At 61.5% G+C, this 15772-nt stretch carries 17 protein-coding genes; 9 read left to right on the forward strand and 8 right to left on the reverse strand.

The window, feature by feature from the left end:
* Position 1: 1 nt before the first annotated feature.
* From sdhD to MRY75_RS02310, 7 genes are all read right to left on the reverse strand, one after another.
* Positions 2–373, reverse strand: coding sequence for a succinate dehydrogenase, hydrophobic membrane anchor protein (sdhD, locus tag MRY75_RS02280; protein WP_292305527.1), 372 nt, complete (start codon positions 371–373; stop codon positions 2–4).
* Positions 374–385: 12 nt separating this feature from the next.
* The gene (gene sdhC, locus MRY75_RS02285; RefSeq protein ID WP_292305528.1) at positions 386–772 is read right to left on the reverse strand and encodes a succinate dehydrogenase, cytochrome b556 subunit; all 387 of its coding nucleotides are present in this window, start codon (positions 770–772) and stop codon (positions 386–388) included.
* A 206-nt stretch (positions 773–978) separates the two neighbouring features.
* Positions 979–1704 (reverse strand): DUF4344 domain-containing metallopeptidase, encoded by a 726-nt coding sequence (locus tag MRY75_RS02290; RefSeq protein WP_292305529.1) that lies wholly within the window; start codon positions 1702–1704, stop codon positions 979–981.
* Positions 1701–2732 carry a MaoC family dehydratase gene (locus MRY75_RS02295; protein WP_292305530.1) on the reverse strand — a complete coding sequence of 344 codons (1032 nt, stop codon included), beginning with the start codon at positions 2730–2732 and terminating at the stop codon, positions 1701–1703. The genes MRY75_RS02290 and MRY75_RS02295 overlap by 4 nt, the downstream gene beginning before the upstream one ends.
* 40 nt (positions 2733–2772) lie before the next feature.
* Positions 2773–2976 carry a DUF1737 domain-containing protein gene (locus tag MRY75_RS02300; RefSeq protein WP_085628053.1) on the reverse strand — a complete coding sequence of 68 codons (204 nt, stop codon included), beginning with the start codon at positions 2974–2976 and terminating at the stop codon, positions 2773–2775.
* A gap of 3 nt (positions 2977–2979) precedes the next feature.
* Positions 2980–3528, reverse strand: a complete 549-nt coding sequence (locus MRY75_RS02305) for an NnrU family protein (RefSeq protein WP_292305543.1) — start codon at positions 3526–3528, stop codon at positions 2980–2982.
* 6 nt (positions 3529–3534) lie between these two features.
* Positions 3535–4392: a CoA ester lyase gene (locus MRY75_RS02310; RefSeq protein ID WP_292305531.1), complete on the reverse strand. Its 858-nt coding sequence runs from the start codon at positions 4390–4392 to the stop codon at positions 3535–3537.
* Between the two features lie 191 nt (positions 4393–4583).
* Here MRY75_RS02310 and MRY75_RS02315 point away from each other — a divergent pair, with 191 nt between their 5' ends.
* On the forward strand, positions 4584–4898 hold the full coding sequence (locus MRY75_RS02315; RefSeq protein ID WP_292305532.1) for a hypothetical protein: 315 nt from the start codon (positions 4584–4586) through the stop codon (positions 4896–4898).
* Here the strand turns inward: MRY75_RS02315 and MRY75_RS02320 are convergent.
* On the reverse strand, positions 4895–5650 hold the full coding sequence (locus MRY75_RS02320) for a sulfite exporter TauE/SafE family protein (RefSeq protein ID WP_292305533.1): 756 nt from the start codon (positions 5648–5650) through the stop codon (positions 4895–4897). The genes MRY75_RS02315 and MRY75_RS02320 overlap by 4 nt on opposite strands.
* 147 nt (positions 5651–5797) lie before the next feature.
* On the opposite strand from MRY75_RS02320, the gene mdh reads away from it, so the two are divergent.
* The 8 genes from mdh (at position 5798) to MRY75_RS02360 (ending at position 15695) form a co-directional block, all read left to right on the forward strand.
* Entirely contained in the window at positions 5798–6760 is a 963-nt protein-coding gene (mdh, locus tag MRY75_RS02325) for a malate dehydrogenase (RefSeq protein ID WP_292305534.1), read from the forward strand.
* A 382-nt stretch (positions 6761–7142) separates the two neighbouring features.
* On the forward strand, positions 7143–7691 hold the full coding sequence (locus tag MRY75_RS02330) for a hypothetical protein (protein WP_292305535.1): 549 nt from the start codon (positions 7143–7145) through the stop codon (positions 7689–7691).
* 239 nt (positions 7692–7930) lie between these two features.
* Positions 7931–9124, forward strand: a complete 1194-nt coding sequence (gene sucC, locus MRY75_RS02335) for an ADP-forming succinate--CoA ligase subunit beta (RefSeq protein WP_292305536.1) — start codon at positions 7931–7933, stop codon at positions 9122–9124.
* Positions 9124–9648 (forward strand): hypothetical protein, encoded by a 525-nt coding sequence (locus MRY75_RS02340; protein ID WP_292305537.1) that lies wholly within the window; start codon positions 9124–9126, stop codon positions 9646–9648. Before sucC ends, MRY75_RS02340 begins: the two co-directional genes overlap by 1 nt.
* 43 nt (positions 9649–9691) lie before the next feature.
* Complete coding sequence (gene sucD, locus MRY75_RS02345) at positions 9692–10576, forward strand: succinate--CoA ligase subunit alpha (RefSeq protein WP_292305538.1); 885 nt, start codon at positions 9692–9694, stop codon at positions 10574–10576.
* A 153-nt stretch (positions 10577–10729) separates the two neighbouring features.
* On the forward strand, positions 10730–13696 hold the full coding sequence (locus MRY75_RS02350) for a 2-oxoglutarate dehydrogenase E1 component (protein WP_292305539.1): 2967 nt from the start codon (positions 10730–10732) through the stop codon (positions 13694–13696).
* A gap of 3 nt (positions 13697–13699) precedes the next feature.
* Complete coding sequence (gene odhB / locus MRY75_RS02355; protein ID WP_292305540.1) at positions 13700–15241, forward strand: 2-oxoglutarate dehydrogenase complex dihydrolipoyllysine-residue succinyltransferase; 1542 nt, start codon at positions 13700–13702, stop codon at positions 15239–15241.
* Positions 15242–15305: 64 nt separating this feature from the next.
* On the forward strand, positions 15306–15695 hold the full coding sequence (locus MRY75_RS02360) for an MAPEG family protein (RefSeq protein ID WP_292305541.1): 390 nt from the start codon (positions 15306–15308) through the stop codon (positions 15693–15695).
* Positions 15696–15772: the final 77 nt, after the last annotated feature.

A 15772-nucleotide genomic window follows, 5' to 3' on the forward strand; every position in this document is an offset into this window, starting at 1 on the left:
GTCAAAGGGCCATCTTGGCGATGGCAAAGATGCCCACGGCAGCCGCGCCGTAGCTGATGCAGGTCATGCCGAGGATCAGGATTTTCTCCCAGATGCCATGCACATAGTCTTCGATCAGAACCTGGAAACCGTCATTGAAGTGCTTGAACCCCACGATCAGGGTCAGAGCCGCGATGATCGCCGGGAACGGGCGGGCGTAATAGGCCTGCACCTCCTCGAACGACGAACCTAGAATGCCGCCGAACGTGAAGACGAAGAACGGGATCAGAACAAGCAGCGCGACGGACGATTTCTTCATCGCCCAGAAATGCTCGGTCCCGGATTTAGCTGCACCCATGCCGATGGCGCGTTTGCGGTCAGTCAGAAAAGCCATGTTGCGCCCCCTTTACCAAAGCACGACGACGGAAAAGACGGTCAGCACGCCAGAGCCGATGACAACCATCCAGCCCAGCATCTCGGCCCGGTCGATTTCCAGCATCTTGGCGTTGTCCCAGATCAAATGACGGATGCCGGCCAGCGTGTGATACCACAGCGCCCAAAGCGACAGGAACATCACGAGATCGCCGAACCAGCTTGTCACGAAGCCGTTGGCAAAAGCGAAATATTCGGGGCCTGTCGAGGCCGCGAGAAGCCACCAGACGATCATCAGGGCCGCAACAATCAAGGCGTTGCCGGTGATCCGTGTGAGGATCGACGTGATCGATGTAAGCTGGGGGCGATAAACTTGCAGGTGTGGTGACAGGGGTCGATTGCCCCGATTGACGTCAGCCATGGTCTGAGTCCTTTCCGGTTCCTGAGTGCCTTTTTATTTGTTTTGCAAAGCGTGTCACTCCGCCCAAAGCATCAAAGGCGCGGTTTTTTGGCGCAACAGGTCAGAAATTTCCACTTTTGTGATCACACGTAGGAAAACTGTGATCACATCCAGAAAGCTGCGCATTTGCGGCGGCATTCCGGGATCGCCTGCCAATGCTGCCCGGCCTATTGCTGGTCAAGCATCCCATACAACATGCGCAAGTGGTCCTCGAATTCCTCGCACATGGTGATCGACCGATCCGATGGATCGTAAAAGGCATTCGCCTCACCACAGGGACCAGAAATCACCTGAATCGTGCTTGGAAACCCGAAATCCGCATTCAGCGCCTCGACCTCGGCTTCGATGATCCCGGCAGTGAAACTGCCCTCGATTTCGGCAGTAAACACCATCGGCGCCCCGCCTTGGGTCAGGTCGTCGAACACCGCACCCCAGCTGTCGGCAGCAAGTTCGTATTCCTCGACGCAATACTCTGCCCGCTCCTCGGGCAGGTCCATATCCTCGGCAAAATCGTCCCGGGTGTCCGGATCTCCGCCGTAGAACAGGCAGACGGTGTTGTAGAACCGCTGTTCGTCCGGCCCATGCACGTCCCAATAGGGCACGGGATAATCGGCATTCGCCACCGCCTCGGCCCAGAACCCGTTGGCCACGTCATAGGCCATCTCAAGCGCCGACTCCGGCTCGAACAGATGGTCGATGAGCAGGATCGACGCGACATCCGCAGCATCTTCCTCCTGCCCGAAGACAGGCATCTGCATCACGTCGATCAGGGCATGACCCAGCTCGTGATAGAAAATCCCAAGGATATTCGCTTCGACGAAAGCATCCTCCGCCTCGTCGGCCATCAGGCCGCCGGGGACACCGGCAGCCAAAAGGGCAAGCGCGTATCTCACACAGGCATCAAGGCCCAATAATCGAGATCAAGCAAGACATGCGGCAAGTACTTCCCGTCCTCGCTTTTCAACTCCATCGACCCGCCCGCCGAGGTCGCCACCAGACGCAACCGCACCGCGCCCACACCGGGGGCCGAGGTTTCGGCCTTGCCCAGCACCTCGGACCATGCGCGCACGGTGGTGCCGCTGAAACACGGGTTCGCATGTGCCCCGCCGTTCAGGCCCACGATCATCTGCGCATTTGCCAGCCCGTTGAACGACAGCGCCCGCGCCATGCTGATGACATGCCCACCATAAATGAGCCGCTGCCCATCGGGCCGGAACGTGGCGTCGAAATGCACCTTGGCCGTGTTCTGCCACAGCCGCGTCGCCATCATGTGTTCGGCTTCCTCGATGGTCACGCCGTCCACATGGTCGATCTTCTCGCCAATGGCGTAGTCCCCCCAACGATGCGACTCGCCCGCCAGTTCGAAATCGTAGTTAGTAAAGTCCAAACCACGCGGAATGGTCAGGTCGTCCACGGACAGAACCGTCTTCAACTCCGGCACCACGGTCTCGGGTGCTGCCGCATCCGCGTCCCGCTTGCGCACCATGACCCAGCGCACATAGTCCATCACCAACTGGTCGTTCTGGTTCAGACCGCGTGTGCGCACCCAGACCACACCGGTCTTGCCGTTCGAGTTCTGCTTGAGCCCGATCACCTCGGATTCCGACCGCAGCGTGTCGCCTGCATAGACCGGGGCCAGCCAACGCCCCTCGGCATAACCCAGATTGGCCACCGCGTTCAGCGACACATCGGGCACCGTCTTGCCGAACACCACATGGAACGCCGCGAGATCGTCAATCGGCGACGACGGCAGACCACAGTTCTGCGCAAAAAGGTCCGACGAATAAAGCGCATGCCGCGCCGGATAGAGCGCATGATACAGCGCCCGCTCCCCACCCGACACCGTGCGCGGGACCGCGTGGCGGATCACCTGCCCGACCGCGTAATCCTCAAAGAAACGGCCTTCATTCGTTTTCGTCATCGCAGCGCCCTTTGCGGTGGTCGCGGGTCGGTCGAGTGTGTCACTGTTCGCCAAGTTTCATCTCCGGACTGTAGGGGGTGTCGATCTCTTTGGTCACCGCCTGCCCACAGCGCATCACGCCATTGGCATGATCGAACGCATAGGTGGGATCGCCATAAAGCTCCCACCCCTTGCTCAGGGCCAGAGATACCTTGTGGCAAAAGGCCGACGTGTCATCTTCGGTCAAAAGTCGATAGATCTTCATGGCTTACCCCGGAAACGGCCAAACGCCGAGCCATGCGTGAATGCCGGTCATCAGCCCGAACATCACCAGCGTGATCACAACAAGAACGACGTCTTTCTTGGCCTCACCCGGCTGCGGACGATCCCAGACCGGCACGGCTTTGTTGATAAGGATCACCTCAAGAACCGCCCAGGCCAGCATCCCGCCGAACAGGATGATCGACGCCACATCGCCATTCACCAAAAGGTGCGCCACCGCCCAGATCTTGACCGAAGTCAGTTGCGGATGCCGCATCTTGCCCCGCAGACGGCCGGTCGTGGCGCTCATGCCGAACACGAACACGGCAATCAGCATCAGCAGGTTGTTGATATGCACCATGAAGGCAGGCGGGTTCCACACCGGGATGAACTCGGCCCCGCGATAGCCCCAGATCATCAGACCAAGGCTGATCAGCAGCAGAACCGCCACCACGCCCTTGCCTTTGTCGCCCATCGCCGCGCGCTGTTCGGGCGCGACGCGCTTGAAAATATGGGCTCCGACCCAAATCAGCAGTCCGAGAACAAGAAGACCCATCATGGCTTACCCCGCTTGGATGGTTTCGATTGCCTCTGCTTTTGCCAGTATTTCGCGGGCCGTGGCAACGTGAAGGTTCTCGACGATCTTGCCATCCACCACGGCAACCCCCTGCCCCTCGGCCTCCGCCGCCTCGAACGCGGCGATCTGGCGGCGGGCAAGGTCGATCTCTTCGGGCGCGGGCGCGAAGGCGGTGTTGGCAATGTCCACCTGCGCGGGGTGGATCAGCGTCTTGCCATCGAACCCCATATCCCGGCCCTGCGTACATTCCGCCTTCAGCCCCTCATCATCCTTGAACGCGTTATACACACCGTCCACGATCACCAGCCCTTCGGCCTTGGCCGCCAGCAGGCAGATCGACAGCGAGGTCAGCAGCGGCAGGCGGTCCGGGCGGAACCGGGTCTGCAATTCCTTGGCAAGGTCATTGGTGCCCATCACCATCCCCGCCATCTTCGGATGCGCCGCGATCTCGGCGGCATTCAGGATTCCGCGCGGCGTTTCCATCATCGCCCAGATCGGCAGATCGCCGGTGATCTCGGCCAGCGCATCCAACTGCGCAGCACTTTCCACCTTGGGCAGCAGCACCGCATCGCAGTCCATCTGCGCCACGGCTTCGGCATCCGCCCGGCCCCACTCGGTGTCCAGCCCGTTGATCCGCACGATCCGCACCCGCGCACCATACCCACCTGCCGCCAGCGCCGCTTTCAGCGTTTCCCGCGCGGCGGGCTTTTCATCGACAGCCACCGCATCTTCGAGGTCAAAGATGATTGCATCAACAGGCAAACCCCGCGCCTTTTCAAGCGCACGGTCTTTCGACCCCGGAATGTAAAGAACCGAGCGATAGGGGCGGCTGCGCATGTCCATGGTGGTCTCCTGAGCGAGTCTCGAGTAATAATGTTGCGCCAGAGAGCTACATTCTTTTGCAAAAACTGCAAGAGGTGATCTGCCGCACCGCAGAAAAAAGCTGCTGCACCCGCATTCGAACGTATCGTTAACCAATTTAAAACCGATCCGCCGGACGCTCTGCCCCATCACAGCCGAAAAGGGGGAAGGCGATGAAACGAGACTTCTGGACACTGACGGGGCTGGCCATTGGCGCATTGATGGCCTCATCGACACTGACGCAGGCGCAGCAGAATTGCGCTGCACGCGATCTGGTGATCGAACGACTGGCCAGCGCCTACGGCGAAACGCGCCAATCCATCGGCCTTGCGCAGAACAACACCATGGTCGAGGTCTTCGCCTCCACCACCACCGGCACATGGACGATCACCGTCACCAACGCCTCCGGCCTTACCTGCCTTGTCGCCAGCGGTCAGGCGTTTGAACGGATCACGGAAACCCTGCCGACACCGGCCGAGGACGCCTAGGTCAGCGCGTCGAAGATCAGCTTTGATCCGGTCACCATGAGCAACACATAGGTCAGGCCGAAAAACACCCGTTCGGGCACGATATGATGTGCCCGGACGCCCAGATAGGTGCCCAAAATCGCAAACGGCGCCAGCGCAAGGTTCAGCGTCAGCGTCTCCAGCGTGAAAAAGCCCATCGCGGCATAAATCCCCGCCTTCAGCACGTTCATCGCCCAGAAGACGATCACCGTCGTCGCCTGAAACGCGGTCTTGCTCAGCTTTCGTCCCAGCAGATACACCGCCGCCACCGGCCCGCCCGCGTGGCTGACGAAACTAGTGAACCCCAGCGCGACCCCCGCCGAGACACCCGCCGTCGGCGACATCGGCCGTTCCCCGATCCTCACCCAGCCCGCCGCCTGCACCAGTTGCCACAGGACAAAGGCAATCGAGATCCCACCGATCAGGAACCGGATCGCATCATCATCCGCCCAGCCAAAGAACAGCGCGCCCAGAAACGTCCCCGGCACACCGCCCCACAGGAGCAGCCGCGTTTCCGGCCAGCTCCACTTTTTCCAATAGGCCGGAAGGCTCGCCACATCGATCAGCATGAGCAGCGGAAGCATGATCCCCAGCGCAATCGCGGGCTCCACCACCAGCGCCAGAATCGACGCGCTGGCAAAGGCGGCCCCCGACCCGAACCCGCCTTTCGACACCCCCGCGAACACCACCGCAGGCACGCCGAGCGCAAAAACAGTCCAGCTCAAAGCCTCCATGAAAGCCCCACTTTCCTACGGCAATTCATTGACATATCGCGCCACGCCCCAACCTGCCAGCACTGACGTGCTTCTGCGCCGCACTTGCGAAATAGCCTAAGTCGGACTAGCACAGCGCAAATTCAAAACGGACCGGAGACAAATTCCATGGCCAGACCCAAGATTGCCCTCATCGGCGCGGGACAGATCGGTGGCACCCTTGCTCACCTCGTGGCACTCAAAGAACTGGGTGATGTCGTGCTCTTCGACATCGCCGAAGGCACCCCGGAGGGCAAGGCCCTCGACATCGCCGAATCCGGCCCCTCCGAAGGGTTCGACGCCCGCCTCAAGGGCACACAGGATTACGCCGACATCGCGGGCGCAGACGTCTGCATCGTCACCGCCGGTGTCCCGCGCAAGCCGGGCATGAGCCGCGATGACCTGCTGGGCATCAACCTCAAGGTCATGAAATCCGTGGGCGAAGGCATCGCCGCCAACGCACCGGACGCGTTCGTGATCTGCATCACCAACCCGCTCGACGCGATGGTCTGGGCGCTCCAGCAGTTCTCGGGCCTGCCGACCAACAAGGTCTGCGGCATGGCCGGCGTTCTGGACAGCGCCCGCTTCCGTCACTTCCTGAGCCTCGAATTTGATGTCTCCATGAAAGACGTCACCGCCTTCGTTCTGGGCGGTCACGGCGACACGATGGTTCCGCTGACCCGCTATTCGACCGTCGCAGGCATCCCCCTGCCCGATCTGGTCAAGATGGGCTGGACCACCCAGGACAAGCTCGACGCCATCGTGCAGCGCACCCGTGACGGCGGCGCGGAAATCGTCGGCCTGCTGAAAACCGGCTCCGCCTTCTACGCCCCGGCGACCTCCGCCATCGAAATGGCCGAAGCCTACCTCAAGGACCAGAAGCGCCTCCTGCCCTGCGCCGCCTATTGCGACGGCGAATTCGGCCTCGATGGTTTCTACGTGGGCGTCCCCACCATCATCGGCGCAGGCGGCATCGAAAAGATCGTCGACATCTCGCTCACCAAGGACGAGCAGGCGATGTTCGACAACTCGGTCAACGCCGTCAAAGGCCTAGTTGAAGCGTGCAAAGGCATCGACGAAAGCCTGAATTAAGCCGACCTGATATTCGGCCAAGACGCAGCGACCCCAAGTCGCTGCGTTTTTTTGTGGCGCATGGACAGCGCACACGATCCCGCAAAGAGATCACGACGGTTGTCGCACTCTATGAACCGAATTAGCATCTCGGTCACGGCGTCCACACATCTGCGCGCGAGGCTTTGCTTTGATCACGTTTGAACAATCGCTCGAAGCGTGTGACACGGACACAATCAAATCCCTTGATGTCACGTGTTTCTCAACAGACGACGTGGTCAATCTCATTCTGCAAAGGTCCGAGATCATCCGCGACCAACCGCGTCCGGGGAAGGTTGTTCAGGCTTGGGCCGCCGGCAATGCCGGACCTGCACTGGCACTGGTCGACAAGATGGGCGACGACTTGATCCGCCGTGCCGCTGCAATCATCTGGCTGGAATATCAAGAGATCAAACCGACAATTGACGCCATGCATCCCCAGTCCACCGCTGACATCGGATGCGGCTACGCGCTGTTCGATCTGTTTCTCTGGATGGATCACCCCGGCAGGCTTTTGTTGATCGACCTCGAGCAGAGCGACGACCGCCATTTCGGGTTCCAGGACAAAGGCGCGGCCTATTCGAACCTCGAGATCGCACGCCGATTTCTTGAACGGAACGGCGTCACTCCAGACGACATTGTCTGCGTCAATCCCGAGAAAACATCTCTGGCCGACCAACCTGCCGTGAACCTCGCGGTGAGTTTTATCTCATGCGGGTTCCACTATCCGTGTGAGACATATCTCGAGTTCTTCCAGTCCGGCGTAAAGCCGGGTGGTGCTGTCATCCTGGATTTGAGAACAGGTCGCGCAGCGCGGGGAACAAAGGTGCTTTCTTCTGTCGGCACGGTGTCGACGCTGACCGAGTCCGCCTACGGAAACGGTCAGCGGGTCTTGATGCAAAAATCCGCGTGACCTGACGGCTCGTTGAAGCAACTGGATGGCGACATCCAAAGAGAATCAAACATTCGGGCGCGGCAATCGCCGCAGGCGCGCAGCAAGCCGATGATTTGTGATCACACGTTTTTTTCCTGTGATCACAAATGTCGGTTTTTTGCCGATTTGCCCACCCTGCGTCAAAAAAACCGTTCTGCGTTGGCCCTTACCCTCCTTATATCGCCGCAAATCACAGCAAGAAACGGGACAGTTGACCGATGAACATCCACGAGTATCAGGCGAAAGCCCTGCTACGCAGCTACGGCGCTCCGGTGTCGGACGGCCGCGTGGTTCTCAAGGCCGAAGAGGCCAAGACCAAGGCAGGCGAAATGGACGGGCCGCTCTGGGTGGTCAAGGCCCAGATCCACGCAGGTGGTCGCGGCAAGGGCAAGTTCAAGGAAGAAAGCGCTGGCGAAGCCGGTGGTGTGCGCCTTGCCAAGTCGGTTGAGGAAGCCGCCGAGGAAGCCAAGAAAATGCTGGGCCGCACCCTCGTGACCAAGCAGACGGGCGACGCGGGCAAGCAGGTCAACCGCATCTATATCGAGGACGGATCGGGCATCCAGACCGAGATGTACCTGGCCCTTCTCGTCGACCGCCAGACATCGCGCGTGTCCTTCGTGGCCTCCACCGAAGGCGGCATGGACATCGAGGAAGTGGCCGAAAGCACACCCGAGAAAATCCTCAGCTTCAGCGTCGATCCGGCCACCGGCTATCAGCCGTTCCACGGCCGCCGCATCGCGTTCAACCTCGGCCTCGAAGGCAAGCAGGTGAAGCAATGCGTTCAGCTGATGGGCACACTCTACCAGATGTTCGTCGAAAAAGACATGGAGATGCTCGAGATCAACCCGCTCATCATCACCGATGAAGGCGATCTCAAGTGCCTCGACGCCAAGATGGGCTTTGACGGCAACGCGATCTACCGCCACCCGGATATCGCCGAACTGCGCGACACCACCGAAGAAGACCCGAAAGAGCTTGAGGCGTCCAAGTATGACCTCAACTACATCGCGCTCGACGGTGAAATCGGCTGCATGGTGAACGGCGCGGGTCTTGCCATGGCGACGATGGACATCATCAAGCTCTACGGTGCCGAACCCGCCAACTTCCTCGACGTGGGCGGTGGGGCGACCAAGGAAAAGGTCACCGAGGCGTTCAAGATCATCACCTCCGACCCCAACGTCAAAGGCATCCTCGTCAACATCTTCGGCGGCATCATGCGCTGCGACGTGATCGCGGAAGGCGTGATCGCGGCGGTCAAAGAGGTCGGTCTCAAGGTGCCGCTGGTTGTGCGTCTCGAAGGCACAAACGTCGAAAAGGGCAAGGAGATCATCCAGAACTCCGGCCTCGACGTGATCGCCGCCGACGACCTCAAGGACGGCGCGCAGAAGATCGTGAAGGCGGTCAAGGGCTGATGAACCGCGCTGGCTGGATAACCGCACTTGCCGTTGCGGCCATTCCCGGCTGGGTCGCTGCCGGACCGTTTGACGATCCGGCAGACGCAGGCGCGTTGATCGGCGAGGCATGTGTCACCACATCGCTCGACTTCGACGCGCTCTTCGCATCCGCGCAGGAACTCGCAACCGCCGCAGGGTTGCCGCAGGTGTTGGCCTCGGACGAGGCCGCCATGTTTGGCAATCCCGGTGGCGCGCATGTGGTGTTCTCGCGCCGGATCGACTCGATGGCCTGCCAGCTCAACATCCCGCCCGACCCCGGAACCGAGGCGTTCTTCACTGCATTGAGAGATACGATGCAGTCACGGATCGACGCGACATATCCCGGTGCACTCTCGGACGAGATGGACAAACCGTCTCCGCACGAGGCCGCACACCAATGGGTCTTCCGCGTCCCCAAGGAACGCCATTTCGCCGTCTCGCACAGCTGGATCCGCGACAGGGGGGTCTCCCTCTCGGTCGGGTACAGCCAGATTTACGAATAATTCCGCGTCGCGCGGACCGAACGACAGAAGTAGGAGAGCCACCGTGGCCGTACTCATCGACGAAAACACCAAAGTGATCTGCCAGGGCCTCACCGGTTCTCAGGGCACCTTCCACACCGAACAGGCCATCGCCTATGGCACCAAGATGGTCGGCGGCGTCACGCCCGGCAAAGGTGGCATGACCCATCTCGACCTGCCGGTCTTCAACTCGGTCCACGAGGCCAAGCACGCCACCGAAGCGAACGCCACCGTGATCTACGTTCCGCCGCCCTTCGCCGCGGATTCGATCCTCGAAGCGATCGACGCCGAGATGGAAGTGATCGTCTGCATCACCGAAGGCATCCCGGTCATGGACATGATGCGCGTCAAGCGCGCGCTCGAAACCTCCAAGTCGCGCCTCATCGGCCCAAACTGCCCCGGTGTCATCACACCTGACGCCTGCAAGATCGGCATCATGCCCGGCCACATCCATCGTCGCGGCAGCGTCGGCGTTGTCTCGCGCTCGGGCACTCTGACCTACGAGGCGGTCAAGCAGACCACCGATGTGGGCCTTGGCCAGTCCACCTGCGTCGGCATCGGCGGCGACCCCATCAAAGGCACCGAGCATATCGACGTGCTGGAATGGTTCCTGGCGGATGACGAGACCGAGAGCATCATCATGATCGGTGAAATCGGCGGTTCCGCCGAAGAGGAAGCCGCGGAATTCCTCGCCTCCGAAAAGAAGAAAGGCCGCTGGAAGCCCACCGCAGGCTTCATCGCAGGCCGCACCGCCCCTCCGGGCCGCCGCATGGGCCATGCTGGCGCAATTGTTGCAGGCGGCAAAGGCGGCGCGGAAGACAAGATCGAGGCGATGAAATCCGCAGGCATCGTGGTGGCCGAAAGCCCCGCCCAGCTGGGTGAAGCGGTGCTTGAGGCGATCAAAGGCTAAGCCATGGGCCGGGCAGCCGCCCGGTCTCCGCCGAGACAACCTGTAGGCCGGGCGATTGCCCGGCTTGCGCACACACAGAAAGCCGCGCGACAGCGGATCACGAGATCCGCTTTCCTGCTGCTTGATCAGACCGGTTCGGGAGGACCACGACACATGACGGATCAAAGCCCTAACGATCTTTTCCACGCGTCCAGCTTCATGCAGGGGCATAACGCGGCCTATCTGGAACAGATGTATGCGCGCTACGCCAACGACCCCAACGCGGTCGACGAAGCATGGCAGGCGTTTTTCAGGCAACTGGGCGATGACGAAGTCAGCGTCAAGAAAGAGGCCACCGGCCCAAGCTGGGCGCGCCCCGACTGGCCGCCGATGCCGAACGACGACCTGACCGCAGCGCTCGACGGCCAATGGCCAGTTGCACCGGCAGAAGCGAAAAGCGCCGGCGACAAGATCAAGGCCAAGGCGCAGGAAAAGGGTGTCGAGGTCACGGACGACGCGATCCAGCGCGCCGTGCTGGATTCCATCCGCGCCCTGATGATCATCCGCGCCTACCGCATCCGGGGCCACCTTGCCGCCGATCTCGATCCGCTGGGCATGCGCGAACAGACCGCCCACCCGGAACTTGATCCGAAATCCTACGGCTTCACCGAAGCCGACATGGACCGTCCGATCTTCATCGACAACGTGCTGGGTCTTCAGATCGCGTCCATGCGCGAGATCCTCGACATCGTGAAGCGCACCTATTGCGGCACCTTCGCGCTGCAATACATGCACATCTCCGATCCCGAGCAATCCGCCTGGCTCAAGGAACGGATCGAAGGCTACGGCAAGGAAATCGCCTTCACCCGCGAGGGCCGCAAGGCGATCCTGAACAAGATGGTCGAGGCTGAAGGCTTCGAGAAATTCCTCCATGTCAAATACATGGGCACCAAGCGCTTTGGTCTCGATGGTGGCGAAAGCCTGATCCCGGCGATGGAGCAGATCATCAAGCGCGGCGGCAACCTTGGCGTCAAAGAAATCGTCATCGGCATGCCGCACCGGGGCCGCCTGTCGGTACTGGCCAACGTGATGCAGAAGCCCTACCGCGCGATCTTCAACGAATTCCAGGGCGGCAGCTTCAAGCCCGAGGATGTCGACGGATCCGGCGACGTGAAATACCACCTCGGCGCGTCCTCCGACCGTGAATTCGACGGCAATACGGTGCACCTGTCGCTGACCGCGAACCCGTCGCACCTCGAAGCGGTGAACCCGGTTGTGCTGGGCAAGGTCCGCGCCAAACAGGACCAGTTGGGCGACGCCGAGCGCAAGGCGGTGATGCCGATCCTGCTGCACGGCGATGCAGCCTTTGCCGGTCAGGGTGTCGTGGCCGAATGCTTCGCCCTCTCGGGTCTGCGCGGTCACAAGACCGGCGGCACGATCCATATCGTCGTGAACAACCAGATCGGCTTTACCACAGCACCACACTTCTCGCGCTCGTCCCCCTACCCGACGGACAACGCGCTGGTGGTCGAAGCCCCGATCTTCCACGTCAACGGCGACGATCCCGAAGCGGTGGTGCATGCCGCAAAAGTCGCCACCGAGTTCCGCCAGAAATTCGGCAAGGACGTGGTCATCGACATGTTCTGCTACCGCCGCTTCGGTCACAACGAAGGCGATGAACCGATGTTCACCAACCCGTTGATGTACAAGAAGATCAAACAGCAGAAGACCACGCTGTCGCTCTATACCGAGCGTCTGGTCAAGGACGGCCTGATCCCCGAAGGCGAAATCGAGGACATGAAGGCGGCGTTCCAGGCGCATCTCAACGAAGAGTTCGAAACCGGCAAGACCTACAAGCCCAACAAGGCCGACTGGCTTGACGGGCGCTGGAGCCATCTCGACCGTCAGGACAAGGACGACTACCAGCGCGGCCAGACCGCCATTCCTCCAGAGACCATGGCACAGGTGGGCGAGGCGCTCACCCGTCTTCCCGACGGGTTCCCGGTGCACAAGACCGTCGAACGTCTGCTGGACGCCCGCAAGGAGATGTTCAACTCCGGCAGCAACTTCGATTGGGCGACGGCCGAAGCGCTGGCCTTTGGGTCGCTGCTCACCGAAGGCTATCCGGTGCGCCTTGCCGGTCAGGACAGCACACGCGGCACGTTCAGCCAGCGCCATTCGGGTATCGTGAACCAGGAAACCGAAGAGCGGTACTACCCGCTCAACCACATCCGCGAAGGTCAGGCGCGCTACGAAGTGATCGACAGCGCCCTGTCGGAATACGCGGTGCTTGGGTTCGAATATGGCTATTCGCTGGCCGAACCCAACGCGCTGACGCTCTGGGAAGCGCAGTTCGGCGACTTCGCCAACGGTGCGCAGATCATGTTCGACCAGTTCGTCAGCTCGGGCGAATCGAAGTGGCTGCGCATGTCGGGCCTCGTCTGCCTCCTGCCGCACGGGTTCGAAGGTCAGGGACCGGAGCACTCCTCCGCACGCCTCGAACGCTTCCTGCAGATGTGCGGTCAGGACAACTGGATCGTGGCGAACTGCTCGACGCCGGCCAACTACTTCCACATCCTGCGCCGTCAGCTGCACCGGTCTTTCCGCAAGCCGCTGATCCTGATGACCCCGAAATCGCTCCTGCGTCACAAGCTGGCGATTTCCAAGGCGGACGAATTCACCACCGGGTCAAGCTTCCACCGGGTGCTCTGGGACGATGCGCAATATGGCAACTCGGACACCACATTGGTCAGTGACGACAAGATCAAGCGCGTCGTGATGTGCTCGGGCAAAGTCTATTACGACCTGCTCGAGGAACGCGACGCCCGGGGCATCGACGACATCTACATCCTGCGCTTCGAGCAGTTCTACCCCTTCCCGGCCATCTCCGCGGTCAAGGAACTGGAACGCTTCCCGCAGGCCGAGATGATCTGGTGTCAGGAAGAGCCCAAGAACCAGGGGGCCTGGACCTTCATGGAACCGAACCTTGAATGGGTGCTGGGCCGCATCAACGCCGCGCATCCGCGCCCGCGCTACGTGGGCCGCGCCACATCGGCCTCGCCTGCAACGGGTCTGGCCAGCCAACACAAAGCACAGCAAGCCGCGCTCGTGAACGAAGCGCTGACGATCGAAGGGAACTAAGACATGACAACCGAAGTGCGAGTGCCCACCCTGGGCGAATCCGTGACAGAAGCCACGGTCGCCACATGGTTCAAGAAGCCGGGTGACAGCGTTGCCGTGGACGAAATGCTGTGCGAGCTGGAAACCGACAAGGTGACGGTCGAAGTGCCGTCGCCCGCCTCGGGCAAGCTGGCGGATATCGTGGCCAAGGAAGGCGACACCGTGGGCGTTGATGCCCTGCTGGCCAACATTGCCGAGGCCGGCGAGGCCGGATCGGCCACCCCCGAGGAACGGCCCTCTGCCAAGCCCGCCGAAAACAAAGCCTCCTCCGGTGGGGCTTCGGTCGATGTGATGGTGCCGACCCTGGGCGAGTCCGTGTCCGAGGCAACCGTCTCCACATGGTTCAAGAAAGTCGGCGACACCGTGGCCCAGGACGAGATGCTCTGCGAGCTGGAAACCGACAAGGTCTCGGTCGAAGTGCCCGCCCCGGCCGCTGGCGTCCTGTCCGAAATCGTCGCCCCCGAGGGCAGCACCGTTGCCGCAGGCGGCAAGCTTGGTGTGATCGGCGGCAGTGCCGGTGTGACCGGCGAAGCCACCGTACCCGGCAGCGATGCGGCAGGCGGTGAGCAATACACCACCCCCGACGCGGGCAATGGCCGTCCGAAATCGGATGTCGAAGACGCCCCCGCTGCCAAGAAGGCCATGGCCGAAGCCGGTGTCAGCCGGGATCAGGTGCAGGGCTCGGGCCGCGATGGCCGCGTGATGAAGGAAGACGTGGCCAAGGCCGTGGCCGCAGCCGCCTCTGCCCCGGCGCAGACCTCTGCCCCCGCCGCCGCCCCGCGCGCGCCGGTGCCCGCAGATGACGCCGCCCGCGAGGAACGGGTCAAGATGACCCGCCTGCGCCAGACCATCGCCCGCCGCCTCAAGGACGCGCAGAACACCGCCGCGATCCTGACCACCTACAACGAGGTCGACATGACCGAGGTCATGGCGCTCCGGAACGAATACAAGGACCTCTTCGAAAAGAAACACGGCGTGCGCCTTGGCTTCATGTCCTTCTTCACCAAGGCCTGCTGCCATGCTCTGAAAGAAGTGCCCGAGGTCAATGCCGAAATCGACGGCACCGACATCGTCTACAAGAACTTCGTCCATATGGGCGTCGCTGCGGGCACGCCGCAGGGTCTGGTGGTTCCGGTCATCCGCGATGCCGACCAGATGAGCTTTGCCGAGATCGAGAAAGCGATTGCCGAAAAAGGCCGCCGCGCCCGTGACGGCAAGCTTTCCATGGCCGAAATGCAGGGCGGCACCTTCACCATCTCCAACGGCGGTGTCTACGGCTCGCTCATGTCCTCGCCGATCCTCAACCCGCCGCAATCGGGTATCCTCGGCATGCACAAGATCCAGGACCGCCCGATGGTCATCAACGGAGAGATCAAGATCCGCCCGATGATGTATCTTGCGCTCAGCTACGATCACCGCATCGTCGACGGCAAAGGCGCCGTGACCTTCCTCGTCCGCGTGAAAGAAGCGCTCGAGGATCCGCGCCGATTGCTGATGGATCTGTAAAAATGTGCGCACGCACCCTGCCAGTCGGTAGGGTGCGTGATCTCACGCACCACGGGACGCGCCCATGAACCCCGAACTCACCGCCCTCACCCTCGCCGCCCTGCTGCAAGTGCTGCAATTCGCGGCCTATTCCATCACGGCCCAAATGCAGGTCGGCACCAAAAAGGCACTCAGCCCACGCGATACGCCGGTGCAACTCACCGGCAAGGCGGGCCGCCTGCAACGGGCGATGAACAACCATTTCGAAGGCCTGATCCTCTTCGGCATCGCCGTGATGGTGATCACCTATTCCGGTCAGGGCGACGGCCGCACCGCCATTGCCTGCGCGATCTACCTTGCCGCCCGTGTGCTCTACGTGCCCGCCTATGTCTTTGGCTGGGTGCCGTGGCGCTCGGTGATCTGGGCGATTGGTTTCTTCGCGACGCTCTACCTGCTAGTGATGGCGCTGATATAGCTTCATCTTGCCCATAAACTCCGGGGGAGTCGCCGGAACGGCGATGGGGGCAGCGCCCCCTCTCCTCACCCAATACA

It is taken from the genome of Marivita sp., assembly GCF_022763305.1.
Classification (GTDB): domain Bacteria; phylum Pseudomonadota; class Alphaproteobacteria; order Rhodobacterales; family Rhodobacteraceae; genus Marivita.